This is a genomic window from Cereibacter sediminicola (assembly GCF_007668225.1).
Classification (GTDB): domain Bacteria; phylum Pseudomonadota; class Alphaproteobacteria; order Rhodobacterales; family Rhodobacteraceae; genus Cereibacter_A; species Cereibacter_A azotoformans.
This window is the reverse complement of sequence record NZ_VDEK01000025.1, coordinates 35,354-59,251: the sequence shown is the minus strand read 5'-3', so window position 1 is coordinate 59,251 and position 23,898 is coordinate 35,354. Positions and strand designations below refer to the sequence as shown.

The 23,898-nt window shown below is 68.6% G+C and carries 26 protein-coding genes and 2 pseudogenes; 3 read left to right on the top strand and 25 right to left on the bottom strand.

What is annotated here, in order from left to right; all coding sequences use genetic code 11:
• Positions 1 to 53 precede the first annotated feature (53 nt).
• Positions 54 to 251 (top strand): annotated as a pseudogene (locus FG154_RS15145) (IS5/IS1182 family transposase); the annotation flags it as partial.
• A gap of 49 nt (positions 252 to 300) precedes the next feature.
• Here FG154_RS15145 and FG154_RS15140 read toward each other — a convergent pair.
• From FG154_RS15140 to ku, 3 genes and pseudogenes are all read right to left on the bottom strand, one after another.
• Positions 301 to 432: pseudogene (locus tag FG154_RS15140) on the bottom strand (transposase); the annotation flags it as partial.
• 219 nt (positions 433 to 651) lie between these two features.
• Positions 652 to 1,089 (bottom strand): hypothetical protein, encoded by a 438-nt coding sequence (locus FG154_RS15135; RefSeq protein ID WP_145109666.1) that lies wholly within the window; start codon positions 1,087 to 1,089, stop codon positions 652 to 654.
• A gap of 228 nt (positions 1,090 to 1,317) precedes the next feature.
• Complete coding sequence (gene ku, locus FG154_RS15130) at positions 1,318 to 2,121, bottom strand: non-homologous end joining protein Ku (protein ID WP_145109663.1); 804 nt, start codon at positions 2,119 to 2,121, stop codon at positions 1,318 to 1,320.
• A 156-nt stretch (positions 2,122 to 2,277) separates the two neighbouring features.
• Between ku and trhA the strand changes: the two genes are divergently transcribed.
• Complete coding sequence (gene trhA / locus FG154_RS15125) at positions 2,278 to 2,937, top strand: PAQR family membrane homeostasis protein TrhA (RefSeq protein WP_145109660.1); 660 nt, start codon at positions 2,278 to 2,280, stop codon at positions 2,935 to 2,937.
• Between the two features lie 10 nt (positions 2,938 to 2,947).
• A complete protein-coding gene (locus FG154_RS15120; protein ID WP_145109657.1) occupies positions 2,948 to 3,379 on the top strand; it encodes a DUF1810 domain-containing protein in 432 nt (143 codons plus the stop codon).
• Positions 3,380 to 3,386: 7 nt separating this feature from the next.
• On the opposite strand, the gene rpoN is transcribed toward FG154_RS15120, so the two are convergent.
• From rpoN to nifA, 22 genes are all read right to left on the bottom strand, one after another.
• Positions 3,387 to 4,691 carry an RNA polymerase factor sigma-54 gene (gene rpoN, locus FG154_RS15115; protein WP_145109654.1) on the bottom strand — a complete coding sequence of 435 codons (1,305 nt, stop codon included), beginning with the start codon at positions 4,689 to 4,691 and terminating at the stop codon, positions 3,387 to 3,389.
• Positions 4,692 to 4,769: 78 nt separating this feature from the next.
• Entirely contained in the window at positions 4,770 to 5,096 is a 327-nt protein-coding gene (gene nifW / locus FG154_RS15110) for a nitrogenase stabilizing/protective protein NifW (protein ID WP_145109651.1), read from the bottom strand.
• A gap of 11 nt (positions 5,097 to 5,107) precedes the next feature.
• Positions 5,108 to 6,280, bottom strand: coding sequence for a homocitrate synthase (gene nifV, locus FG154_RS15105; protein ID WP_145109648.1), 1,173 nt, complete (start codon positions 6,278 to 6,280; stop codon positions 5,108 to 5,110).
• The gene (nifS, locus tag FG154_RS15100; protein WP_186312386.1) at positions 6,280 to 7,443 is read right to left on the bottom strand and encodes a cysteine desulfurase NifS; all 1,164 of its coding nucleotides are present in this window, start codon (positions 7,441 to 7,443) and stop codon (positions 6,280 to 6,282) included. Before nifS ends, nifV begins: the two co-directional genes overlap by 1 nt.
• A complete protein-coding gene (locus FG154_RS15095; protein WP_145109642.1) occupies positions 7,443 to 8,168 on the bottom strand; it encodes an iron-sulfur cluster assembly scaffold protein in 726 nt (241 codons plus the stop codon). The genes nifS and FG154_RS15095 overlap by 1 nt, the downstream gene beginning before the upstream one ends.
• A 9-nt stretch (positions 8,169 to 8,177) precedes the next feature.
• Positions 8,178 to 8,498 carry a HesB/IscA family protein gene (locus tag FG154_RS15090; RefSeq protein WP_145109639.1) on the bottom strand — a complete coding sequence of 107 codons (321 nt, stop codon included), beginning with the start codon at positions 8,496 to 8,498 and terminating at the stop codon, positions 8,178 to 8,180.
• Positions 8,499 to 8,665: 167 nt separating this feature from the next.
• Entirely contained in the window at positions 8,666 to 9,205 is a 540-nt protein-coding gene (locus FG154_RS15085; protein ID WP_145109636.1) for a nitrogen fixation protein NifQ, read from the bottom strand.
• On the bottom strand, positions 9,186 to 9,491 hold the full coding sequence (gene fdxB, locus FG154_RS15080) for a ferredoxin III, nif-specific (protein WP_145109634.1): 306 nt from the start codon (positions 9,489 to 9,491) through the stop codon (positions 9,186 to 9,188). The genes FG154_RS15085 and fdxB overlap by 20 nt, the downstream gene beginning before the upstream one ends.
• 80 nt (positions 9,492 to 9,571) lie before the next feature.
• Complete coding sequence (locus FG154_RS15075; RefSeq protein ID WP_145109631.1) at positions 9,572 to 10,042, bottom strand: NifX-associated nitrogen fixation protein; 471 nt, start codon at positions 10,040 to 10,042, stop codon at positions 9,572 to 9,574.
• Complete coding sequence (nifX, locus tag FG154_RS15070) at positions 10,042 to 10,473, bottom strand: nitrogen fixation protein NifX (protein WP_186312385.1); 432 nt, start codon at positions 10,471 to 10,473, stop codon at positions 10,042 to 10,044. The genes FG154_RS15075 and nifX overlap by 1 nt, the downstream gene beginning before the upstream one ends.
• A gap of 13 nt (positions 10,474 to 10,486) precedes the next feature.
• Positions 10,487 to 11,854: a nitrogenase iron-molybdenum cofactor biosynthesis protein NifN gene (gene nifN / locus FG154_RS15065; protein ID WP_145109625.1), complete on the bottom strand. Its 1,368-nt coding sequence runs from the start codon at positions 11,852 to 11,854 to the stop codon at positions 10,487 to 10,489.
• The gene (gene nifE / locus FG154_RS15060) at positions 11,854 to 13,317 is read right to left on the bottom strand and encodes a nitrogenase iron-molybdenum cofactor biosynthesis protein NifE (protein WP_145109622.1); all 1,464 of its coding nucleotides are present in this window, start codon (positions 13,315 to 13,317) and stop codon (positions 11,854 to 11,856) included. The genes nifN and nifE overlap by 1 nt, the downstream gene beginning before the upstream one ends.
• 270 nt (positions 13,318 to 13,587) lie before the next feature.
• Positions 13,588 to 15,108 (bottom strand): nitrogenase molybdenum-iron protein subunit beta, encoded by a 1,521-nt coding sequence (gene nifK, locus FG154_RS15055; RefSeq protein WP_145109619.1) that lies wholly within the window; start codon positions 15,106 to 15,108, stop codon positions 13,588 to 13,590.
• A 99-nt stretch (positions 15,109 to 15,207) separates the two neighbouring features.
• Positions 15,208 to 16,689 carry a nitrogenase molybdenum-iron protein alpha chain gene (gene nifD / locus FG154_RS15050; protein ID WP_145109616.1) on the bottom strand — a complete coding sequence of 494 codons (1,482 nt, stop codon included), beginning with the start codon at positions 16,687 to 16,689 and terminating at the stop codon, positions 15,208 to 15,210.
• A gap of 61 nt (positions 16,690 to 16,750) precedes the next feature.
• Positions 16,751 to 17,626, bottom strand: coding sequence for a nitrogenase iron protein (nifH, locus tag FG154_RS15045; protein WP_044248637.1), 876 nt, complete (start codon positions 17,624 to 17,626; stop codon positions 16,751 to 16,753).
• A gap of 465 nt (positions 17,627 to 18,091) precedes the next feature.
• Positions 18,092 to 18,925, bottom strand: coding sequence for an SIR2 family NAD-dependent protein deacylase (locus tag FG154_RS15040; RefSeq protein ID WP_145109613.1), 834 nt, complete (start codon positions 18,923 to 18,925; stop codon positions 18,092 to 18,094).
• Between the two features lie 4 nt (positions 18,926 to 18,929).
• A complete protein-coding gene (gene nifT / locus FG154_RS15035; RefSeq protein WP_011908282.1) occupies positions 18,930 to 19,145 on the bottom strand; it encodes a putative nitrogen fixation protein NifT in 216 nt (71 codons plus the stop codon).
• The gene (locus FG154_RS15030) at positions 19,142 to 19,426 is read right to left on the bottom strand and encodes a nitrogen fixation protein NifZ (protein WP_011908281.1); all 285 of its coding nucleotides are present in this window, start codon (positions 19,424 to 19,426) and stop codon (positions 19,142 to 19,144) included. Before FG154_RS15030 ends, nifT begins: the two co-directional genes overlap by 4 nt.
• Positions 19,419 to 20,180, bottom strand: a complete 762-nt coding sequence (locus FG154_RS15025) for a 4Fe4S-binding leucine-rich repeat protein (RefSeq protein ID WP_145109672.1) — start codon at positions 20,178 to 20,180, stop codon at positions 19,419 to 19,421. Before FG154_RS15025 ends, FG154_RS15030 begins: the two co-directional genes overlap by 8 nt.
• Positions 20,180 to 20,374, bottom strand: coding sequence for a 4Fe-4S binding protein (locus FG154_RS15020; RefSeq protein ID WP_101340838.1), 195 nt, complete (start codon positions 20,372 to 20,374; stop codon positions 20,180 to 20,182). Before FG154_RS15020 ends, FG154_RS15025 begins: the two co-directional genes overlap by 1 nt.
• Positions 20,375 to 20,389: 15 nt before the next feature.
• A complete protein-coding gene (nifB, locus tag FG154_RS15015; RefSeq protein WP_145109610.1) occupies positions 20,390 to 21,865 on the bottom strand; it encodes a nitrogenase cofactor biosynthesis protein NifB in 1,476 nt (491 codons plus the stop codon).
• Positions 21,866 to 22,059: 194 nt separating this feature from the next.
• Entirely contained in the window at positions 22,060 to 23,808 is a 1,749-nt protein-coding gene (gene nifA / locus FG154_RS15010) for a nif-specific transcriptional activator NifA (RefSeq protein ID WP_145109607.1), read from the bottom strand.
• Positions 23,809 to 23,898 lie beyond the last annotated feature (90 nt).

Here is a 23,898-nt window from a genome sequence, read left to right as displayed (position 1 = left end):
TCGCAGCCCAAACCGCAAACGCCTGAGTGTCCGGTGAAACGGGGGCAAAACCAGGCCTGGCGTTCTGGAAACGGTGGACGGGATACCACGCCCGCAGCCGCGCCGAGGCCAAGATGCGCTGCCTCAAGTCCTTCGGGGAGCGCATCGCCGCGAGAGACCCAGACCGCCAAACCGCCGAAATCCACATCCGCATAGCCCTCTTGAACCGCGTCAACGCCCTCGGCACCGCCGAGACCGTTCTCGTGGCCTGAACCGGAAGGGGCGAGGGGAAGTCACGCCTCAAGCCACCTTTTTGCAACAACGCCCCTTCCAGGCATAAAACGTCCCTTCCGACATCCCGTGCTTGCGGCAGAGATCGGCGCACTTCGCACCCGCATCATGCTCCTGCAAGATGCCAATGATCTGCTCTTCCGTCAGTCGCGCCTTCTTCATCGTCCGTCCTCTCCATGGGCCGGACTCTAATCACAGAGGAGGAAAAATCTCGTAGCAGGTCAGCTTCACCCTCGCCTTTTCCCCCTTGAAAGACGAGGCCCTGATGGCCCAGCGGATCGCGGCCAGCAGGTCGGAGTTGCTGCCCGCACCCGGGGGGGCGCGGCGCCGGGGTGGGTACGGGTCGGTTGCCGCCTGCCGCATGCGCTGGAGGGTCGCCCGCTACAGCCCCCACAACCGGCAGATGGAGGCCAGAGGATAACGGCGCTCGGTGGAGGGTGAGGTCATGCGGCTCGTCTCCTCATCGGCTTCACGGGCCTTCTCGTTCTTCATTCGATTCACCGGATCGAACATCGACATCGAAGCCTCTGCCCGGCCAACACGCGGCCGCCTCGGGTTCTTCGATCTTTGCGTAGCGAAGCTCGTTGGCCATCGTGATCTCGCTGACCTTCGCCTGTCACGGCGGACGATCTCGTCGCCGCGCTCATCGTGCTCGCGCTTCTTCAGCGCGCTCCCGGCCGCCAGCAGCACCCAGTCGCACCAATCCGACAGCCTATGCGCAAGTACGTTCAACTCGCGCGACAAGGCCTCCAAGCTCTCGGCCCGTATCCGCCGCTGCACCGCGTCCAGCTTCCTCTTCGCCGAGAAGCGCCTGTCCAAACCAGCCTCAGCCCCGGCGCCGGAAGCCGTGTGGCGCGCGCGTCGCCGGGGCCGAGGCCTCTGCTCGCCAAGTGTCCGCTCCTTCTTGTCGTCCGTCCATGCTCAACCCCTTTCCTTGGGAAAGAAGCCCTCGGCGATGTCTCAAGAAACCGTGCCCCAGGCGAGACGACACTCACGAGAATGAGGCGCCCAGAGGATCCCTCTCCGATCAGAGCCAACGGCACCCTTTCAGCCAGCCTTGCGGCGTGTCGGCCGTTCGGTGGCGGCGACGCTTTTGCGCAAGGCCGCCATGAGATCCTCCGGCTGCCGCGCCTTCCTCGGCGCAGCCTTGGGTCTGGACTTCCGTCCCTCGAGCTTCGCTTTCACCAGATCGGCGAGCGCCGCGTCATAGCGGTCATCGAAGGCGGCGGGATCGAAACGTCCCGCCTTGGTCGCGATGATGTGTTTCGCCAGATCCAGCATCTCGCCCTTCACCGACAGGCGGGGCATGTCGGCGAAGGCCTCCTCGGATGACCGCACCTCATAATCGAAGTTCAGCGTGTTGGCGATCAGGCCCGCGCCATGCGGGCGCACCAGCACCGTCCGCAACCGCCGGAACAGCACGGTCCGGGCCAGCGCCGCCGCCTTCTTCGCCTTCAGCCCGTCACGGATCAGCCCGAAGGCCTCTTCGGCGGCCTCTCCGGCCGGGGTGAGATAGTAGGGCTTGTCGAAATAGGCTCCGTCCACCTCGCGGCAGGGCACGAAACAGTCGATCCGCAGGCACTTGTCGCTTTCGGGCACGGCGGCCGTGATCTCTTCGGGATCAAGCTGCACGAACTCGTTCGGCGCCACCTCGTAGCCCTTGACCTGATCCTCGCGCGGGACGGGCTTGCCGCTGGCCGCATCGACGAACTCCCGGCGGACGCGGTTGCCGGTCTGCCGGTTCACCGTATGAAAGCTCACGCGGTCGGAGGTCGAGGCCGCGGCATGGAGCGCCACGGCGCAACTCACCTGCCCCACCGCCAGCCAGCCCTTCCAGATCGCTCTTGGCATCGCATCCTCCCTGATCCCGCGCAGGATCGTCCTTCGCCGGACCGGCATCCGGCCACGGAAGGAAGCCACGAACTTTCGCGATTGTTCCGCAGGGGAAGGCATCCCTTCACGCAGATTCGAGGTCGAACACGCCCGTGGCCGTGCTAGATCTGCGGTATGATGACGCGCTTTGCCCCCCGCTCCGAATACAGCCGCGCCGAGAGACTCTCGGATGCCGCCGTCCATGTTTCGGGCATTGCGGCGGCCCTTTGCGGCGTGCCCGTCCTCATCGCGCTGACCGTCCTGTGGCGCGGCGACGGGATGGCCGTGGCGGGTGCCTCGATCTACGGCGTGACGCTGCTGCTGATGATCTTCTGCTCGGCCATCTACCACATGGTCCCGCACCCGGACTGGACCGCCCTCCTGCGTCGGCTCGACCATTCGGCGATCTACTGCAAGATCGCCGGCACCTATTCGGCCTTCACCCTGATCTCGGGCACCGGCCTGTCGCTCCTCGCCGGGATCTGGGTCGCCGCCCTCTGCGGCACGGCGCTGAAGCTCCACTCGCCCGAGAAATACCGCTGGGCGGCGCTTGCGCTCTATCTCGGCATGGGCTGGGTGGGCGTGCTGCTGGGCTGGCCGATCTTTGCCGCGCTGACCATGCCGGTTCTGGTCCTCATGGCGGTGGGCGGGATACTCTACACGGTGGGCGTCTTCTTCTTCCTGTTCGAACGCTTGCCCTTCCACAACACGATCTGGCATCTCTTCGTCCTGACCGCGAGCATCCTCTTCTACGCCGCGGTCTTCACCCATGTCGCCGGAACGGCGGCCGCCTGAGAGGACGAGAATGCAGGACGACCCCCATGAGCTGAAGCGGTTCCTCGCCGCGCAGATGCCCGTGTTCGACACGGTGGTGAAGGAATTGCGCAACGGCCGAAAGGAAAGCCACTGGATGTGGTTCATCTTTCCGCAGTTGAGGGGTCTCGGCCAGTCCGAGACGGCGATCCGCTACGGGATCGCCTCGCTCGACGAGGCGCGGGCCTATCTCGCCCATCCCGTCCTCGGCAAGCGGCTGGAGTTTGCGACGGAACTGGTCCTGTCGGCCGATCCGGCCTCGGTCCGCGAGCTGTTCGGCACGCCGGACGATCTGAAGTTCCATTCGTGCATGAGCCTCTTCGACGCCGCCGACGGCAGCGCCCATTCCGTCTTCCGCTCGGCGCTCGGGCGCTGGTTCGGGGGCCGGCCCGACAGCGGCACGGCGCGGCTGCTGGGACTGTGAGGGCCGCTCAGGCGGCCGCCCCGGCGCGCTTGCGGTCGTAGGACGACGGGATCCCCAGCGCCTCGCGATATTTCGTGACCGTGCGGCGCGCCAGCACGGCGCCCATCAGCTTCGCCTGCTTGACGATGGCATCGTCCGAGAGGGGCCGGCTGCGGTCCTCACGCGCGACGATCTCGCCCACCAGCGCCATCAGCGCATCCTGCGACTGCGGCGCGGCCGGCCCGTCCGACGCCACCGAGCGGCTGAAGAAAGAGCGCAGCGGGACAAGCCCCCGAGGCGTCTCGATCAGGCGGGTCGCGGTGGCACGGCTGATGGTCGAGGGATGCAGCTCGAGTTCCAGCGCCACCTCCTCCATCGACAGGGGCTTCAACGCCCGCGGCCCCTGCTCGAGGAAGGCCGACTGGTGCCGCACGAGGCAGGCCGCCGTGCGCAAGAGCGTGGCCTGCCGCCGCTCGACCGCGCGCATCAGCCAGCGGGCCTGCGACTGCGCCCGCGTCAGCCAGGCATCGGCCGCCGCATCCCCGGTGGCACCCGCCTCTGCCACCGTGATGCGGGGCAACTGGGCGCGGGTCAGCTCGACCTCCCACCCGTCCTTGCCGCGCAGCACGCGCACGTCGGGCGGCTGAATGGGGGTCCGATCCTGCGCAAAGGCCTCGCCGGGCTTGGGCTTGAGGCTACGGATCAGCGCCAGATTCTCCCGCACATGCTCGATCTCGCAGTCGCAGCGGCGGGCGAGGTCGGCCAGCTTGCCCTCGGCGACCAGATGCAGATGGTCGAGCATGGTCCGCAGTTCCCATGTCAGCAGGCCCAGATCGGCCAGCTGCAGGGCCAGGCATTCGGCCAGCGAGCGGGCGAAGAGGCCCGCGGGCTCGAAGGCCTGCAGCCGCTCGAGGATCACCAGCGCCTCGTCCTCCTCCACCCCGGCCGCCGCGGCGACCTCGGCCACCGGCGCGCCGAGCCAGCCCGAAGGTTCCAGCGCCTCGGCAAAGGCCAGCGCGATCCGCCGGTCGCCCGGATCGAAGAAGGCGAGATCGATCTGCGCCTCGACATGGGCCAGAAGGCTCGGCGGCTGGCCTTCGACGGTGGCGAAGGCGTCGCGATCCACCGCCGCCTGGATCCCGCGCGAGGGCAGCGGCGGGGCGACCGAGGCCCCCTCGGGCACGCGCACCTCGAGGCAGGGATTTTCCAGCGCCTGCGCGGCGAGGTAATCCCCGAGATCGGCGTTGCTCATCTGCAGGATGCGGAGCGACTCCTGCATCCGCTGGGTCATGGCCAGCTGGGTCGTCTGACGCTGGAACTGCATCATGTCCATGTGCACACCCTAGCACAGCTTCCTCGGTCCGGGCCGCGCATCGGGTCGCAGCCCTGCTTCGTCCATCGTCGGTGGCCGCTAGTCCTCGACGATCGAGAGGCCCGTCAGCGGCACGAAGGCCCGCGAGGGCTTGGCAAAGACCTTGAACACCTTCTGCTCCAGGGGCGAGCTGTCCACGAAATCCGTGTAGGCGCGCGAGAGCGCGTCGCGGGCCGCTGCGCGGGCATCCGCCGCATCGAGCACCGTGAAGTCGATGGCGGCGAGATACTGGCCGAACCGCTTCATGATATGGAGGCGCGAGACATTCACCACCTCCGGCCGGTAGGGATGTTCGAGCGCGTCGAAGATCTCTTCGGCCGCGGACAGCCTGCGCAACTCTTCGAGAACGGCGGTTCCGGTGGTCATGCTGGTCTCCATCAGGTGGTTTCCGTGAGGCTGGCGAGCAGTGCCGCGAGATCGTCGGCCGTGGCCGCGCGCTTGGCTTCGGCCGCCCAGTCGCGCAGCGCGGGCAAGAGCGCGCCGAGCGTCGCCTCGTCCGCAGCCAGGCCCGCCTCCGCGAGGGCCCGCGCAAGGCCCGACACCGAGGAATGCTTGCCGATGGCGATCCGGTGACTGCGGCCGAACCGCTCGGGGCGCAGGGCCGCGCTTTCGTAGATGGCGCGGTCCTTCAACAGCCCATCGACATGGATGCCGCTTTCGTGGGTGAAGACCTCCTCGCCCACGATCGGCTTCTGCAGCGGCACGGGCCGGCCCGAGGCACGCGCCACGAGGTCCGAGAGCCCGCAGAGCTGGCCGAGCGCGATCCCCGTGGCCCGGCCCGACGCCTCTAGTGCGGCCGCCACCTCCTCAAGCGCGGCGTTGCCGGCCCGCTCGCCCAGGCCGTTCACCGTCACCGACAGATGCGAGGCCCCCGCGCGGGCGGCCGCGAGGCTGTTGGCCGTGGCCATGCCCAGATCGTTGTGGCCGTGGAACTCGACCGGCAGCGGGCAGCGCGTCACCACCCGGCTCACCAGATCATGGGTGGCGAACGGGTCGAGCACGCCCAGCGTATCCGAGATGCGGAAGCGGATGGCGCCGGCCTCGGCCGCGACATGGGCGATCTCGGCCAGAAAGAACGGATCGGCGCGCGAGGCATCCTCGGCCCCCACCGAGACCTTGTGCCCGGCCCAGGAAGCGGCGCGGACCAGCTTTTCCACCTTGTCGCGCACCCAGGCCGCGTCCTTCCCGAGCTTGGCCGTGATCTGCCGCTCGGAGGTTGGCACGCCGATATGGAGCCGCACGACCCCGGTGCGCTGCGCGGCGGCCAGATCCTCGGCGCGCAGCCGGCACCAGACGACGGGCGCCGCCCCCTTGAGCACCGCCGCCACCGCGCGGATGTCGGCCCGCTCGTCCTCGCCCATCGCGGGCACGCCCAGCTCGATCTCGGCCACCCCGGCGGCCTGCAGCGCCTCGGCGATCGCGCGCTTTTCGGCGCGGGAGAAGGCCACGCCCGCCGTCTGCTCGCCGTCGCGCAGGGTGGTGTCGCAGAGCGCGACCGGGGCCAGCGGGCTCTGGGACAGGAAGCTGGCCGCGGGCTGTTGTCGTGACATCACCGCACCTCCTCGGCCGTGAAGGGCGAGAGCGCGCGCAGCTGCGCCACGATCGGCGGCAGCGCCTCGAGGACGCGGTCGATCTCGGCAGCCGTCGTCCCGCGCGAGAGCGAGAAGCGGATCGCCCCGTGGGCGGCCGTGAAGGGCACCTTCATCGCGCGGATGACATGGCTCGGCTCCATCGCGCCCGAGGCGCAGGCCGCCCCCGACGAGACGCAGATCCCCGCGCGGTCCAGCAGCATCAGGATCGCCTCGCCCTCGGCCAGCTCGAAGGCAAGGCACGAGGTGTTGGGCAGACGATCCAGCGGGTCGCCCAGCACGCGCACCTTCGGGATGCGGGCGAGGATCCCCTGCTCCAGCCGGTCGCGCAGCAGACGCATCCCGCCGTGGTCCACCGACTGCGCCAGCTCGGCCGCGCGGCCAAGGCCCACGATGCCGGGGATGTTCTCGGTGCCGGCGCGACGCGCGCGCTCCTGCTTGCCGCCGCGGATCAGGGGCTGGAACGGCACGCCCTTGCGCAGCCATAGCGCGCCCACGCCCTTGGGCCCGTGGAACTTGTGCGCGCTGATCGAGGCCATGTCGATGTCGGTGCCGCGCAGCGCCACCGGCACCTTGCCCACGGCCTGCACCGCATCGGTGTGAAAGAGCGCCCCCTCCCGATGCGCCAACTCGGCCAGCCCCTCGACCGGGAAAACGGTGCCGGTCTCGTTGTTGGCCCACATCAGCGTGACCAGCGCCACCCGCGGCGACAGCGCCGCGCGGTAGGCGTCGATGTCGAGCCGGCCGTCGCCGTCCACCGGGATGCGGTGGACGGTGACGCCCTCATGCCGTTCGAGCTGCTCGCACAGCGCGAGCACGGCGGCATGTTCGACCGTCGAGGTCACGATCTCGCGCCGGGCCGGATCGGCCGCCAGCGCCGACCGGATCGCGGTCGTGTCGGCCTCGGTCCCGCCGGAGGTGAAGAGGATCTCGCTCTCGACCTCGGCCCCCACCAGCTCCTGCACCGCGCGCCGCGCCGCCGAGAGCGCGCGCGCGGGCCCACGGCCCATCGCGTGAAGCGACGAGGGATTGCCAAACTCGTCGGTCAGGAAGGGCAGCATCGCCTCGAGCACCTCGGGCGCAAGCCGCGTGGTGGCGTTGTTGTCGAGGTAGACCCGCTCCATCACCGCGCCCCCGCGATCGCGACGAGCGCCCGTTTCTCTTCGGGGATCACCCGGATCGGGCGGCCGAGCGCATCGGCCAAGCGCTTCTGCAACCCGCCCAGCGTGAGCGCCGCCAGCTGGCAGCCCGAACAGGCGCCCGTCAGATGGACGCGCACCTTCGACCCCTCGACCGCAAGCAGCGTCACGTCCCCGCCATCGGCCCGCAGCCGCGGGCGGACGCTCTCGATCACTTCGGCGATCAGCCGGGCCTCCTCGTCGGGCGACAGCGGCACGTCCCGGACCGTGCGCGGCTTGGATTCATGCCGCGGCGCCAGAAGCTTCGCCGGCGCCGCGGGGGCCGGAGCGGCACGGGGCGGCTCGAAGCTCCGCCCCTCGAACTGGCAGAGCGCCATCTGCAGCGCCGTCCAGGCAAGCTCCGCCGCCCGCCGCCGTTCGCCCAGCCCGCCCAGGGCCGCGTCGAGGGCATCGACGCTCAGCCTCCGCGCCGCCTCGAGGCCGAGCCCCGTCACCATCACCGTCAGGGCCGAGCAGCAGACGATCTCTTCCCCGCCGAATGCCTGAAAACGGGCCTCGGCCACCACACCGGCCTCGATCCGCAGCATCAGCCGGATCGCGTCGCCGCCCTCCAGCGAGCCCGCGCTGCCCACCGCATTGGCCGCCTCCAGCGGGCCTGCGTTGCGCGGATTGTAGAAATGGTCGAGCGCCTTTTCCGAAAAGTCGAGCATCCCATCACCTCAGCAGAAAGACTTGCCGCAACCGCAGCCACCCTTGGCGTTGGGATTGTCGAACACGAAGCCCGTGCCCTCGATCGAGGTCACGAAGTCGATGGTGGCGCCCTTGAGATACTCGCCGCTCTGCGGATCGATCAGCACCCGCACACCCTCGGCCTCGACCACGAGATCGTCCTCGGCCTCCTTCAGCTCCAGCGACATGCCGTATTTCAGCCCGGCACATCCACCGGACTGCACCATGAGGCGAAGGCCGATGACGGGCTGGCCAGAGCCTTCGATGGCTCCCCTGATGGCGGCTTGGGCGGCGGGGGTAATCTGGATCATCCGAACTCTCCTGCATGTCGCGGGGCTCCCGACCAGGTAGAAGCACGCACCATGCCAAGCAGGGAAATGCCGTTCCGTCAGGGGCTTGCCACACCACCCCGGCACGAAGAGGTGCTGACCGGAACGCGACAATGACGGGTTCGCGACAGAGGTTAAGCCGGCCGGCGTCAATCGGTGTCGGGGCCGAAGCAGAGGGGCTTTTCGGCGCAGTCGTCGCAATGCGGCGCGAGGCACATCGCACCGCCATTGTCGCTGCAGATCTGGCGGTAGAAGAAGCGTTTCCACCGCATGTTGCGGCTGTTGGCGGCATGGAGGCGCGGGAAGTGCCGCGCGATCAGCCGCCCCAGATGGGCGCGCGACGGCAGGCCCAGATCCTCCCACAGGTGGCTCGGCTCCAGCGACCGCCGGGCGAGGATCGCCGCCAGCCAGCGCGCCTCGTCGCCCCCGCGCCCCCCGCGCCACAGCAGCAGCGTCGCAATATCCGCCTGCTCGAGCGGGACAGCCGACAGCGGCAACAGCGACGGCAGCGCAAGGCCGGGGCACCAGCGCGCGGCCAGAGCCTGCAGCGCGGCCGGCTCGAGCCCCAGAAGGTCGGTCAGCTCGCCCCGGCCCCGCGCATGATCGCGCAGGGCATGGGCGAGGATCGCGGCGAAATCCGCCCGGTCGGCGTCGTGGTCCTCGAAGAGGTCAGCGCTCCACAGGTTCATGGGTCTGGCAATCCTTGGGGCAGACCCGGTTGCAGGCGCCGCAGCCGACACAGGCATCCGCGTTGACCATGATCATCACCTTGCGGAGGATCTCGTCGTCATCGTCATCCTCGTCTTCCGAACATTCGACCAGATCGCCGTCCTCGTTGACGCCGCGGAGCGTCATCACGTCCCGGCCGCAGACCTTGTAGCAGCGGCCGCAGCCGATGCATTTCTCGATGTCGATGGCGGTCAGGAACTTGGGCGTGTATTCGACGCCGCCCCGGGTGTAAGCGGTAATGAACAAGGTTCTCTCCTGTCTGGGCGCGCTGTGGGCGCCGGGATGGGTTCGGGGCCCGGGCCGGCCGGACCAGCACGCGGGCCGTTTCAGTCGCGGGCGGCCTCGGGATGGGTCTCGATCTTTCTCACGGCATCGGCCGTCAGCTTCTCGCCCGCCTCGGCCAGCTTCACGTAGGTGGCAAAGCCGAAGCGATGGACGTCGCGCATGTGCTTCGAGATCAGCACGAGGCTGCCGCCGATCAGCACCACCCGGCCAAAGCCCTCGTGGTGGAACTTCGCCATCTGGCCGGCCATGACGCCGGTGCGCTTTTCCACGAGGAGGCCCACGGCGTCGTAGAACTTCTCGATCCGGGCGATGGTCTCGGGCTCGGGGTCGCTGATGATCGGCATCTCGCGGCGTTCCTCGGGGGTGAGGATGTAGTCCGCCAGCAGCTCGGCATCGGACTTGCCGTCCCAGTGGCCATAGCTGTCCTGCGCCCGGACGATCGAGGCGAGCTGGTCGAGATAGTCGCTCGCCGGATAGAGGCCCCCGCGCGGAAGGGTTGCGGTCTCGCTCATCACACATCCTCCCCGATGAAGCTGGCGTTGGGCCGGCCGAGCACTTTGCGCAGGAACGGCGGGATGTTGCCGTTCAGCATGGTCTGAACCTGCCCGATCACGGCCGCGATCGGCTCGGGCTCCTTGCGCTTGATCGGGTGGACGCCGGCGCGCACCACCTTGGCCGCGGCCGGGCCGCCGATGGCCAGCACGAACAGCAGCGCGCAGCCGGTCAGCGCCTCCACCTTCGGCGTGATGCGGTCGGCGCTGTCGTCATGTCTGCCGCCCTGATCGGTGGTGGCGTCGAACTCGATCGCCTCCACGAAGCGGGCGCTTTTCGCGGAAACTTCCCAGATCGCGAAACTGCGGCACGAGCCGAAATGCGCGTCGAGATGTTCGAGGTCGTTCGAGGCGATGGCGATCCTGAGGGGCGTGTCGGCCGGGTCGGTCATGGTGGGCTCCGGTTCAATGATGCGAAGGCGACGGGGGGGCATGGTCGAACTCCGGGGAGATGCGGGCGGCGCCGAAATGCTCCGGGCGCGGCCGGTGCGGGTGCGAAAGGACGGCGTTGGCGACCTCGAAGAGGAAGGCGCGCGTGCCGCGATAGCCGGTGCGGCAGGCATCCATCGCCCCCAGCCGGTCGAAGATCGGAAAACCCGCGCGGACATGCGGCAGGCCCAGCCGCTCGGCCATCATGCGGCCGTGGGCGTGGGTCAGCAGAAGCTGACAGCCGTCACGCTCGGCCGCCCGCTCCAGATCGCCCAGATCGCCCACCACCACCTCGGCCACGGGCAGCCGCTCGGCCGCCGCCGTCCCGGTGGTGGTGACGCAGGTCAGCTCGGCCTCCATCGCGGCCAGCGTCGTGCCGAGGGCGAAGCCGAGATCCGGCTCCAGCCCCATCGCGACCCTGAGGCCGCCGATGTGAAAATGCGCGTCCAGCATCGCGTCCGACAGCCGCGCCCGGTCGCGCCGGAGGCTGGCCGGAACCTCGGCCCCCGAGAGCCGCATCAGGGTCGCCACGAAGGCATCCACGGCCTTGAGGCCGGTGAGCGACGGAAAGACATGCGCCGGCACGCCCAAGGCCGCGAGCCTGTCCGCCGCCGGGCGCATCGCCTCGCCGATGGCCAGCGTCGCGACCGAGCCGCCCATCGTGGCAATGTCGGCCAGCCGCGTGCCGCCCAAGGAATGGCCGCGCCAGTCCTCGGCCAGATGGCCATCGAGCGACAGGGACAGGTCGGGCAGGATCACCGGCGTCAGGCCGAAGGCGCGGATCATGCCCCCCACCTCCTCGATGTCGGCGGCGGTCATGTTGGCGCCCGGCAGCAGGTTCACCTGCCGCGCGCGCCGCGGCGCCTCGACCGCCAGCGCGTCGATGATCGCCTCCACCGCACGGGCCCAGCCGTCCTCGAGCCCACCCGCAAAGTCGGGCGTCGCGGCATAGACCACCGCCGTATCGGCAAAGTCGGTGCGCCGGCGCAGCATCTCGCGCAGCTCGCCCGCCACGTCCTCACCGCGGGTCTCGACCAGCGCGGTCGAGGCGATGCCGATGAAGCGGGGCCTCGCGCGCTTGCGGATGTTCTCGATCGCCTCCTCGATCTGCTCGCCGCCGCCGAGGATCGCGGAGACCTCGTTCATCGCGGTGGTCTGAAGCGGGATCGCCTCCTTGAAGTGGCGGACCATGTGGACCATCGCGAAGGCGGTGCAGCCCTGCGCGCCGTGAAAGAGCGGGATGGCGCCCTCGATGCCCAAATAGGCCATGGCCGCGCCGAGGGGCGCCGAGACCTTAAGCGGGTTGGTGGACAGCGCACGGTCGGGGTGGATCAGGCGGGCCATCAGCAATCCTCGAAATCGGCTTTCGAGCCGGGCACGGCGGCCAGCACGAAGGGTTCGTCCGGGGCGTCGCAGGCCGGCATCTCCCACGGCGCGGGGTCCCGCAGGTCGGCCCACATCGGGTTGTTCACCGCCCGGTCGATGGCGCGGACCAGTTCGACCATGCCCATGTAACCGGCGTAGGGTTCGTGTTTTTCCTGATTCACGTCGATCCAGGGCACCCGTGCCTTCAGCGCCACGAACTGCGACCGCCCGCCCGACATCAGCACGTCCGCCCGCGCCTCGCGCAGCAGGCGATACATCTCGGCCGGCGCCATGTTCTCATACATGTGGGCGTCGGTGCCCATGATCTCGGTGACGCGCTCGCGGTCGCCGTCGGTCGCTTTCCGCATCGAGGTGCCGACCACCTCGATCCCGAGTTCCTGGAGCGCCGAGACCACCGACCAGGTCTTGTGCCCGCCGGTGTAGAGCAGCACGCGGCGCCCCTCGACCCGCGGGCGAAGGGGAGCAAGCTCCGCCCGGGTCCGCGCCTCTTCCTCGGCGATGAGGGCTTCGCAGCGGGGAAGAAGGTCGGCGGGGGCGCCGCGCTCCACCAGCATCCGGCACAGGGTGCGCAGCGCGGCGGAGGTGTCGGAAATGCCGTAGAAGCTGCCCTCGAACCACGGGATGCCGTGGCGCTCCTCCAGCTTGCGGGCGATGGCCATGAAGGCGTGCGAGCAGACCAGCATCGTCACCCGCGCGCGGTGCATCATGGCGACCTGGGCATAGCGCGCATCGCCCGAGACGCTGCCGAGGATGCGGATGCCCAGCCGGTCGAGAAGCGGCTTCACCTGCCAGAGTTCGCCCGACAGGTTGAAGTCGCCGATGATGTTGATGTCGGTCAGACCCGGCTCGGCGGGCTCCATCGTGCCCACGACATGCTCGACCAGCGCATCCACGCCCAGCTTGTTGCCGAGGTTCTTCGAGCCGACATAGCCCGGCACATTGACCGGGATGACCGGGCGGCCGAACCGTTCGGCGGCGGCCTTGCAGACGGCGTGGATGTCGTCGCCGATCAGCGCGGTGACACAGGTGGCATAGACGAAGACGGCCGCGGGATCTTCCTGGGCTATCACCTCGCGGATGGCGCGGAAGAGCTTCTTCTCACCGTTTCCCATCACGATGTCGAGTTCGGTGAGGTCGGTGGTGAAGCCCCTGCGGTAAAGCTCGGACCCCGACGAGGCCGAGCCGCGGTTGTCCCAGCCGTTGCCCCAGCAGGCGAGCGGGGCGTGGACGAGATGGGCCACGTCGGTGATCGGTTGCAGCGCGATCATGGCGCCGTCGAAGGCGCAGCCGCCGGCCGCGGCGCCGGGGGTGAGCTGCTTGGCGCAGCCCTTCTTGCGCTCACCCTCGGGCTTGGCGGCGTTGGTCGCACAGCCGGGCTCGTGAAAGGCGTCCTGGATCTTCTGCTTCAAGGCTTCCGACATGCGCGGCTCCTGTCCCGTCACCGGAGGGGAAAGCACGTAGCGTGCCAAGGTTGCGGAAACGGCCAGAGGGCATTGCATTGGAAGGGAAATCCGGCGCGGCGGCGAGATCCGCCCGATGCGGAAGCCGCGTCGTGCGCCACGGCTTGTCCCCGGCCCCACATCCGTGTCGCATCCCTGACACGATCCCTTGAACGGAAACGGCCGGTGCGGGGGGCACCGGCCGTTCTGCGCCTGGCTGGCACGGGCGCCCGAAGGCGCGCCGCGCGGGGCTCAGCGGGTCAGGTCGAACGAGATGTCCGATTCCGTGTCGAGCTTGTCGAAGATCGTGTCGAGGATCTTCACCAGCACCCCGATCGCGCCCTGATAGCCGAAGGTCGGGAAGCGGTGGTGGTGGTGACGGTCGAAGATCGGGAAGGTCAGGCGGATCAGCGGGATATTGCAGTCCTTCTCCAGATACTTGCCGTAGCTGTTGCCGATCAGCAGGTCCGCAGGCTCGGTCGCAAGGATCGAGCGCAGGTGCCAGAGGTCCTTGCCGGCCCAGACCTGGCAGCCTTCGCCGAAGGGCGACGAGGCCAGCAGCGCGGTCATCTGCGCTTCCCAGTCCTTGCCGCCGTTGGTGGCGAGGCAGTGCTTCGGCTCGCCGCCCATCTCCATCACGAAGCGGGCCATCGCATAGACGAAGTCCGGGTCGCCATAGATGGCGTAGGTCTTGCCGTGCAGATAGGCCTGGCTGTCGGCCATGGCGTCGATCAGACGGCCACGCTCCAGCCGCAGCTGTTCGGGGATCTCCTTGCCGGTCAGCTCCGAGACCTTCATCAGGAACTCGTCGGTGGCCTGCACGCCCATCGGGTAGTGGAACGAGGCGGTTTCCTGGCCCTGCTCCTCGCAATAGGCCAGCGTCTTGCGGGTGCAGTATTCCTGCAGCGACAGCGTAGCCTTGGCGTTCAGCGCGGCCTTGATCTCGTCCTGCGTGGTGCCGCCGGCATACATGCGGAACTCGCCGTCCGAGGGCGTGTCATAGACGTCCGAGGCATCGCCGAGAACCGTCGCCTCGACGCCCATCAGGCCCAGCATCCGCTTCATCTCGCGGATGTTGGCGACGCAGTAGCCGTCGAAGCCCGGGATGATGTTGATCCCCTCGCCGGCGGTGCGCGGCGCGTCCTTCCAGAAGTTCGACAGGATGCCCTTCTGCATGTTGTCGTAGCCGTCGACATGGCTGCCGACGAAGGCCGGGGTATGGGCGAAGGGCACCGGGAAATCGGCCGGGACGCTTTCCTTTTCCTTCGACTTCAGGATGAACGAGTTCAGGTCGTCGCCGATGACTTCCGCCATGCAGGTGGTCGAGACCGCGATCATCTTCGGGCTGTAGAGGGCATAGGTGTTGGCCAGGCCCTCGATCATGTTGTTCAGGCCGCCGAACACCGCCGCGTCCTCGGTCATCGAGGACGAGACCGCCGACGAGGGTTCCTTGAAGTGGCGGGCCAGGTGCGAGCGGTAATAGGCCACGCAGCCCTGCGAGCCGTGCACGAAGCTCATGGTGCTGTCATAGCCCGCGGCGGCGAAGACGGCGCCAAGCGGCTGGCAGGCCTTGGCCGGGTTGATCGTCACGCAGGAGCGGGCGAGGTTCTTCTCGCGGTAGTCCCAGGACTTCGTCCAGTCGGCGACTTCCTCGACCTTCTCGGCCGGGGTGGCGTTCTCGTAGGTGGCGCGCTTCTTCTCCAGCATCGCCTGGTATTCGGGTTCCTTGAACAGATCCTTGTGATCGAGAATGTTCTCGGCGGATTGGGGCATGGGAAGTGTCCTTCTGCTGGCCGTCCTCATTCCGGGACGCACCGCGAGCTGAGAATGGGAGGGGGTCCGGGGGGCGGGAGCAGGCCCCCCGGCTTCGGCTCAGGCCGTCTTCTTCCAGGGCGCGTCGAACATGCCCCAGACCGGGTTGTTGATCGCAAGATCCATGTCGCGCGCGAAGATCGCGTAGCCGTCGTAGCCGTGGTAGGGGCCGGAGTAGTCCCACGAGTGCATCTGACGGAACGGAATGCCCATCTTCTGCGTGTTGTACTTCTCCTTGATGCCCGAGCCGACGAGGTCGGGACGGATCCCTTCGATGAACTTCTCAAGCTCGTAGCCCGAGACGTCGTCGTAGATCAGCGTGCCTTCCTTGATGTAGTGGCCGGTGCGCTTGTAGTCGTCGTTGTGGGCGAATTCATAGCCCGTGCCGACGATCACCATGCCGAGGTCATGGTAGGCATCGACGACGTGGCGCGGACGCAGGCCGCCGACATACAGCATCACCGTCTTGCCTTCGAGGCGCGGGCGATACTTCGCGTTCACCGCATCGACGAGCGGCTGGTATTTCGCGATCACCGCCTCGGCATTGGCCTGGATGGTGGCGTCGAACTTCGCGGCGATGGCGCGCAGGCTGGCTGCGATCTGGCTGGGGCCGAAGAAGTTGTATTCCATCCACGGCACGCCGTGCTTCTCTTCCATGTGCCGGCAGATGTAGCTCATCGAGCGGTAGCAGTGGATGAGGTTCAGCCTGGCCGCCGGCGCCCGCTCCATCTCGGCGATGGTGGCGTCGCCCGACCATTGGGCGATCACGTTCAGGCCGATCTCTTCCAGCAGGATCCGGCTCGACCAGGCGTCGCCGCCGATGTTGTAGTCGCCGATGATGTTGACGTCATAGGGGCCGGCCTCGTAGCCCGCGCGCGCGCCCTCGCCCGCTTCCAGCACCCAGTCGCGGATCATGTCGTTCGCGATGTGGTGGCCCAGCGACTGCGACACGCCACGGAAACCCTCGCAGCGCACCGGGATGACGCGCTTCTCGATGTCCTTGGCCTTCTTCTTCGACACCGCCTCGATGTCGTCGCCGATCAGGCCGATCGGGCATTCCGACTGGATCGAGATGCCCTTGTTCAGCGGGAACAGGGTGTTCAGCTCGTCGATCGACTTTTCCAGCTTCTTGTCACCGCCGAAGACGATGTCGTTTTCCTGGAAGTCGGTGGTGACCTGCATGGTCACGAAGCTGTCGATGCCGGTGGTGCCGGTATAGTAGTTGCGGCGCTGGGACCAGCTGTAGTGGCCGCAGCCCACCGGGCCGTGGCTGATGTGCAGCATGTCCTTGACCGGGCCCCAGACCACGCCCTTCGAGCCGGCATAGGCGCAGCCGCGGATCGTCATCACGCCGGGAACCGACTTGATGTTCGACTTCACGGTGTCGCATTTCGACTGGATGCCGGGCTCGGCATCGGCAATCGTCTCGGCGACGCCAAGGTGCTTGGCGCGTTTCTTCCTGGCCTTGTCGGGATAGGCGGCAAGCACCTCCTCGATCAGCTTCATGTTGGCTTCCGCAGAATCTGCAATGTCTTTCGCCATGGGGCGGGCTCCATTCGGCAGGGAGGGGAAGGGACCGGGCAGCGCCCGGCCCCCGATCGGATCAGGCCTCGGCGGCGGCGATGGCGGCGAGCCGGTCTTCCTCGGACTGCATGATGCCGAAATCCATCAGCATCTCTTCCAGCTCTTCCATGGTGATCGGGGTCGGGATCACGCCCTTGCCCGAGTTCTCGTGGATCTTGCGGGCCAGTTCGCGGTATTCGTTGGCCTGCTTGCTCTCGGGCGCATACTGGATCACCGTCTCGCGGCGGAGTTCGGCGTGCTGCACGATATTGTCGCGCGGGACGAAGTGGATCATCTTGCAGCCGAGCTTGGCGGCCAGCGCCTCGGCCAGTTCCAGTTCGCGGTCGGTCTTGCGCTCGTTGCAGATCAGGCCGCCGAGGCGGACGCCGCCCGAGTTGGCGTATTTCAGGATGCCCTTGGCGATGTTGTTGGCGGCGTAGAGCGCCATCATCTCGCCCGACATGACGATGTAGATTTCCTGGGCCTTGTTCTCGCGGATCGGCATGGCGAAGCCGCCGCAGACCACGTCGCCCAGAACGTCGTAGGAGACGTAGTCCACGTCGTCGTAGGCGCCATTCTCTTCCAGGAAGTTGATAGCGGTGATCACGCCGCGGCCGGCGCAGCCGACGCCCGGCTCGGGGCCGCCGGCCTCGGTGCATTTGATGCCCTTGTAGCCGATCTTGACCACGTCCTCGAGCTCGAGATCCTCAACGGAGCCCGCTTCGGCGGCGAGATGGAGCACGGTGTCCTGAAGCTTGGTGTTCAGGATCAGGCGGGTGGAGTCAGCCTTGGGGTCGCAGCCGACGATCAGGATCTTCTGACCCATCTCGACCAGCGCCGCGAGCGTGTTTTGCGAGGTCGTCGACTTGCCGATCCCGCCCTTGCCGTAGAATGCGATCTGCCGGAGTTTTCCCATGTTCATGTCCTTCTGCGAAAGGGTGTCTCTGGTGAAGGCGGCGGTGCCCGCCGGTCTCGGCATCTGAAAAGCAGCCGCCGTGCCAAGCGGGCACGATTCTGGTTTTTCGTTTAGATTCCGATGTTTGGTTCGGTGACGCGGCGCGGGTGGGCGCCGTTCGGGCCTTGTGCGAAAGCCGACAATTCCCCGACAATGGCGGATCTCGCGGGCTTGGGGCGGGAGGGACGGCGCGTTGCGGCCGACGGAGAAGCCGGGGGCTGCGCGCCCCCGGACCCCGCGGGATATTTGAGCGAGAATGAAAGGAGGGGATGACGGGGGTCAGCCGCGGGCGCGCGTGGCGCAAGGCCCGATGGCGGCAGGAGAGGCGCGAGGGCCTCGGCAGGTGAAGGTTGGGAGGGCGGTGGGGCCCGCCCGGCCGGAGCGGGCCCTTTGGGGCGCGCGAGCAGCGGGCCGCGTTGCGGCAGCTCAGGCGGCGGACGCGCCCAGGGACTTCAACTCCCCGATCACGGCCTCGAGCGGCAGGTCGATGCGCTCGATGGCGAGTTCCTCGAGGAACAGCCGCTCCATGCGGGTGAGGGGGCCTTCGATCACCGCCACATGCCCCTGGCCCGAGCGTTTCGCGATCTGGCGGGCGTAGGTGCGCAGGAGCTGGTCGTCGAACCGGCAGCCGAGGAAGAGGAAACCGCGGCCGCTGCGGCGGTTCTGGACCTCTTCGGGGATCGGGCTCTGGATGTCGATCTCGGTCAGGACCTCGACATAGTCGCTGTCGGAGACGAGGAAGGAATGTCCGGGAACCGCCATGCCGTGCGGCTTGTAGAGGAGCGTGCGCCAGCCCGGATCGGCCCCCTGGCGCAGCGGGCTGTCGTCGGGGCCGTAGGCGCGATGCCAGATCTCGGCCCATTCTCCGTTGCGGCTGACGCCGTGGACGAGGCCCCAGTCGGCGGGGCCCTCGCGGAAGCGGCGGACGAGGCCCGGATCATACCAAGCGTCGATCACCATCGGGGGGCGCACGCGAGCGAGCCAGTCGTGGATCGGGTTCGGGCCCGAGGGCGGAGCGAAGGCCGCGACCACCATCTTTTCGAGCGTGGCGCGGAAGCGGCGCGTCTCGACGAACTGCGCCGCGGCCCAGAGGTTGCCCTGCGCCCGTTTCGGCACCCGCACCTCCGCCTCGATCCGGGCCGAGAGCGCCGCGGGCGAGGCCAAGGCCCCGCCGAGTGCCGCGACCCCGGCGCCGAGATAGGGCACGACCCGCCCCTGCCCCACCGCCTCGAGAGCGACCCGCAGCATCTCGCGCGTCATGGGCTCAGTCCTCCATGTCGGTGAGGCGACGCGCCTCGACCGTGATCGGCAGCGCGGGGGGCGTGTCGTAGGCGGGCATCTGGAAGATCCAGCCGTTGCCGAGCCTAGCCCAGCCGCCCCACATGCCGGGCTTCTCCGTCGCCACCACCGGCTCCTCGAGGTCCTTCCTGGCCACATAGGCCACGAAGCCCTTCGCGCCTTCGCTGATCATCACCTTCATCGCGATCCCTCCTGCTGGATGTCGAGGCCGATCAGCTCGCGCCCGCGCATCCCCACGATGCGTTGGCGTCCGACAAACTCGACCGCATAGATGTAGTAGCGTTGCAGGTAGGTGCCGATGTCGCGCACATAGCCCACGTCGCCCTTGTGGACGACGACCTCGCCCAGTTCGGCGTCCCACATGGTGCCGTCGTTCTTGACGGTGAAGCGGGACTGCACCTTCTCGCCGGGTTCGAACAGCGGGGGCGCGTAGATCTCGACGGTATCGTCCGGTTCAGGCATCGCTTTCCTCGCGCAGCTGGGCGAGCCGCAGGAGCGCGGCCTCGCGGATCAGGGGGTCTTCGTCCTCGGCCAGGCGGAGGGCGACGGGCCGGGCCGCACGTTCGGCCACCGCATGACGCACCCGCAGGTCGGGATCGGACGCGAAGGCGCCGAGATGGGCGGGCTCGATCCGTTCGGCCGCGGTGCGGCGCACCAGCGGCTCGGGGTCGCCGCTGAAGTGGATGAGCCAGGCCGGATCGACGCGCCGCGCCACGGCCCGGCGGACCTCGGGATCGGGATCATGGGCGAGGACGGGCAGCGCCCCCGCCTCGGCGCGGCGGGCGATCACGAGCCGCACGGCCGGATCCTCATCGCGCATCATCAGATGCAGGTCGGCCGGCGGCAGCCGATGGGCCACCGCGATCCGCACCGCCCGGTCGGGATCGCCGATCAGCCGGCGGCCTTGCGCCGGCGGCAGCCGCAGGATCGCCACGGAGCGGACGGCCGGGTCGGGATCCTCGAGCAGGTGCGGCAGCCGGAACAGGTTCGCGCGCCGCGCGGCCTGCGCCCGGACCTCGAAATAGGGATGGGTGAGGAAGCCATCGGCCAGCTCGGGGCCGAGCAGGAAGAACCGCTCGATCCGCCGCGCGTAGCGGTCGTTCACGCAGGCCCACGCCGGACCGCAGAGGCCCTGCGGCAGGCGCGCGGCGTGGCGGCAGGCGCCGCAGTCGATCGCGGCGCCCTGCCAGTCGAGGGGCTCGGGGCCCTCGGGCATCAGGCCGGCACGCAGGTCTGGGGCACCGGACAGACCGAGGCGCATTGCGGCGTCTCGAACCGTCCCGCGCATTCGGTGCAGAGGGCGGCGTCGATGCTGTAGGCCGCCCCCGTGAAGCCGATGGCCGAGCTGGGGCATTCGATCTCGCAGGCCCCGCAGGCGGTGCATTGCGGCGTGACGATCCGGTAGGGCATGGGCGGCCTCTCCTCTCAGGCGATGAGCGCGCCCGTCTCGGGGCTGCGGTGACGCTCGGCATAGAGGTCGAGCAGCGCGGTCTCGATGTAGTCCATCGCGCAGGCGTCGATGACCTCGATCCCAACTGCGGCCATCTTCGCGCGCGGCGCCTCACCGATGCGGGCGCAGAGCACCACCGGCACCCCCTCGAGCGTGCGGATGATCTCGGCCAGCCGGTCGCCCTCGCCGTGGCCGCCGACGCAGTAGTTGTCGGCCCGGCGGTGGGTGATGAAGCGGACGCCCGAGGCATCGACCTCGTAGATCTGGAACTCGGTCGCGTGGCCGAAATGCTGGTTGATGCGCCCGCCGCCCTTGGTGCAGACCCCGACGAGAAGCGGAGGCGCGGCCACGAAGGCGGCCTCGGCCTGCGCGGCCTCGGCCGACGCCCGCCGGTCGGCGCGCTCGCGGGCGACCCAGTCGCGGTAGGCCGCGCGCTTTTCCTCGCCATCCTCGGCGATGGTCTCGGGCAGCTTGTCCAGCGTGAACTCCTGCCCGCGATCCTCGCCCAGCATCCCCACCGCGTCGGCGCGGCACTGGCGGCAGTGCTTCATCAGGTTGGCCCCGTCGCCGCACTGGTCCTGCACCGCCCGCAACTCGGCCGCGGACGGTCCGCGCTGGCCGGTCAGGCCGAAATGGGTCCCGTGCGCCGGATCCGAGATCAGGGGCATGATGTTGTGCAGGAACGCGCCCCTGGCCTTCACGACCCGGTTCAGCTCGACCATGCCGGCCTCGTTGATGCCGGGGATGAGGACGGAGTTGACCTTCACCAGCACGCCGCGCGCGACCAGCATCTCGAGCGCCTCCATCTGGCGGGCGAGGAGGATCGCCGCCCCCTCCACCCCCTCGTGGCGCTTGCCGCGGAAGAAGACCCACGGATAGATCTTCGCCCCCACCTCGGGATCGAGCGTGTTGATTGTCAGCGTCACGTGATCGATGTTCATGGCCACGATCTCCTCGACATGGTCCGGCACGGCCAGACCGTTCGACGAGAGGCAGAGCTTGATGTCGGGAAGCTGGGTCTGGACCAGATCGAAGGTGGCCTTCGTCTTCTTCCAGTCGTAGGCGGCATCGCCCGGCCCCGCGATCCCCAGAACCGAAAGCTGCGGAACCTCGGCGGCCACGGCCAGCACCTTGCGGGCGGCCTGCTCGGGCGTCAGGCGTTCGGACACGACGCCGGGGCGGCTTTCGTTGGCGCAGTCATACTTGCGGTTGCAGTAGTTGCACTGGATGTTGCAGGCCGGGGCCACCGAGACATGCATCCGGGCGAAGTAATGGTGCGCCTCTTCCGAGTAGCAGGGGTGATCCTTCACCTTGGCCCAGATCGCCGGGTCCATGTCCGCCGGTCCCGCCTTGGTCCCGCAGGAGGACGCGGTGCAGCCGCCCCCCATCGCCTGCCCAAGCTCGTCACGCGACGCGACCTGAAGTCCGCCCAGCGAGATGATGTTGGCCATGTTCCGCGCCTCCGCCTGTGCTGTGTCGGGATTCCGAGAAGCACGCGCCATGCCAAGCGCCGGAGATCAGGCATTTCAGGGAATCCCGGTCCGGCCGCGGTCCGCGAAGGTCGCAAAGCCGACACAGCCGGCGCACCGGATGGTCGTCTTCCACCGGGACGGAAGCCGACCTGTTCCGACGGCAGGCGGCCGTGTCAGAACTTCTCGACGCGGATGTTGTGTTTCCTGAGCGCGTAGCCGATCTGGCGCGGGGTCATGCCGCGCAGCCGGGCGGCCTTGGCCTGCACCCATCCCGCGCGCTCCATCGCCTCGATCAGCGCCTCGCGCTCGGACGCCTCGCTGTCGAGCGGTGCAGGTCGCGCGGGCGATGCGGGCGGAGCGGCGGCCCCTTCCGGCGCCGCGGGCGCCGGCGGCCGGCTGCCCAGCACGGGCAGTTCCAGCGGCCCCTGCGCGAGCCCGCCCACCGGCGAGGCGCCGCCCGTCTGCAGCCGCCAGAGATCGGCCGAGAGGCAATGGTCGTGGTGGCAGGCCAGATCGTCGGCGTGGATCACCGACTCGGGCGAGAGGGCGGCCACGCGGGCGATGCAGTTTTCCAGCTCGCGGACGTTGCCGGGAAAGTTGCACTCGGCCAGCGCCGAGATCGCCGAGGGATGCAGCCGCTTCTTCATGCCGTTGCGCTTGTTAAACCGCTCGAGCAGCCCCTGGGCCAGCGGCCCGATGTCCTCCTTGCGTTCGCGCAGCGGCGGCAGGACGATCGGTACGACGCAGATGCGGAAATAGAGGTCGGCGCGGAAGGTCCCGTTCGCCACCGCCCGCTCCAGATCCTTGTTGGTGGCGGTCACAAGCCGCACGTCCACCTTCAGCGTGCGCGAGCCGCCCACGCGCTCGAACTCGCCTTCCTGCAGGATGCGCAGGAGCTTGGCCTGGAACTCGAGGCTGATCTCGCCGATCTCGTCGAGAAAGAGCGTGCCGCCGTCAGCCAGCTCGAACCGGCCCTTCTTCTGCTGCACAGCCCCGGTGAACGAGCCCTTCTCGTGGCCGAACAGCTCGGATTCGAGCAGCGACTGGCTCAGCGCAGCACAGTTGACCTTGATGAAGGGCCGGTCGCGCCGGTCCGACAGGGAGTGGAGGGCGCGGGCGAAGACTTCCTTGCCGGTGCCGCTCTCGCCCCGCAGCAGGACGGGCGTATGGGTGCCCGCGACCTTGCGGATCTGGCCGATCACCCGCTGGATCGCGGCCGAGGAGCCGATCACCCCATCCAGCTCGGCCGCGGGCAGTTCGGCGGGCGCGGCCGAGGTGGCCTCGGCCGCGGCGCGGATCGCCTCGCGCGCTTCCTGCACGATCCGGTCGCGATCGCGCGCCACCAGCCTGCGGAAGCGGATCGACTGCTCGAGCACGGAGGCGACCATGTTCAGCACCCGGAGATCGGTGTCGAGAAACCGCGCGCCATTGTCCCTGAGGCCGCGGTAGGCGCAGAGCACGCCCAGCACGAAGGGCGAATTGGCCTGATCCCGGATCGGCACGGCGATCAGCGCCTGCCGCCTGTCCTCGATGCCGGGCGGAAGGGCGTCAGACCCGAACTCCTCGACGATGTCGCACGAGACGAGCGAGACCCCGTTGCGGAAGACATGCCGCGCCGCCTGCGCCGGGATGGCGCCGCAGTCGCCGGGCACGGGCACGCCGGTCGCCGTCGCCGCCACGACATAGGGATTGATGTGGCGCGCGTTGCGGGACGATTCGCCCTGCGCCCCTTCCTGCAGCAGGGCAAGCGCCCCGTGCTTCAGCCCCATGAACGAGGCGAGCACGCCAAAGACCGCGGGCATGTGGGCAATCGGGTCGCTGGCGCCGGTCAGAAGCTTGGCGATCTCGCACAGCGCGTCGAGCGTGAGATACTCCTCACCGCGCTCGGCCGCTGCGCCGGAACCTGCCGCGGATATGTCCATCACCAGACCTCCGTCTTCATCGTACTGTCACAATTCATGTTCGCCCCTTCGGGGCTACAAGTCCAACCTGCTTGCCGACCCGCTTCGCAC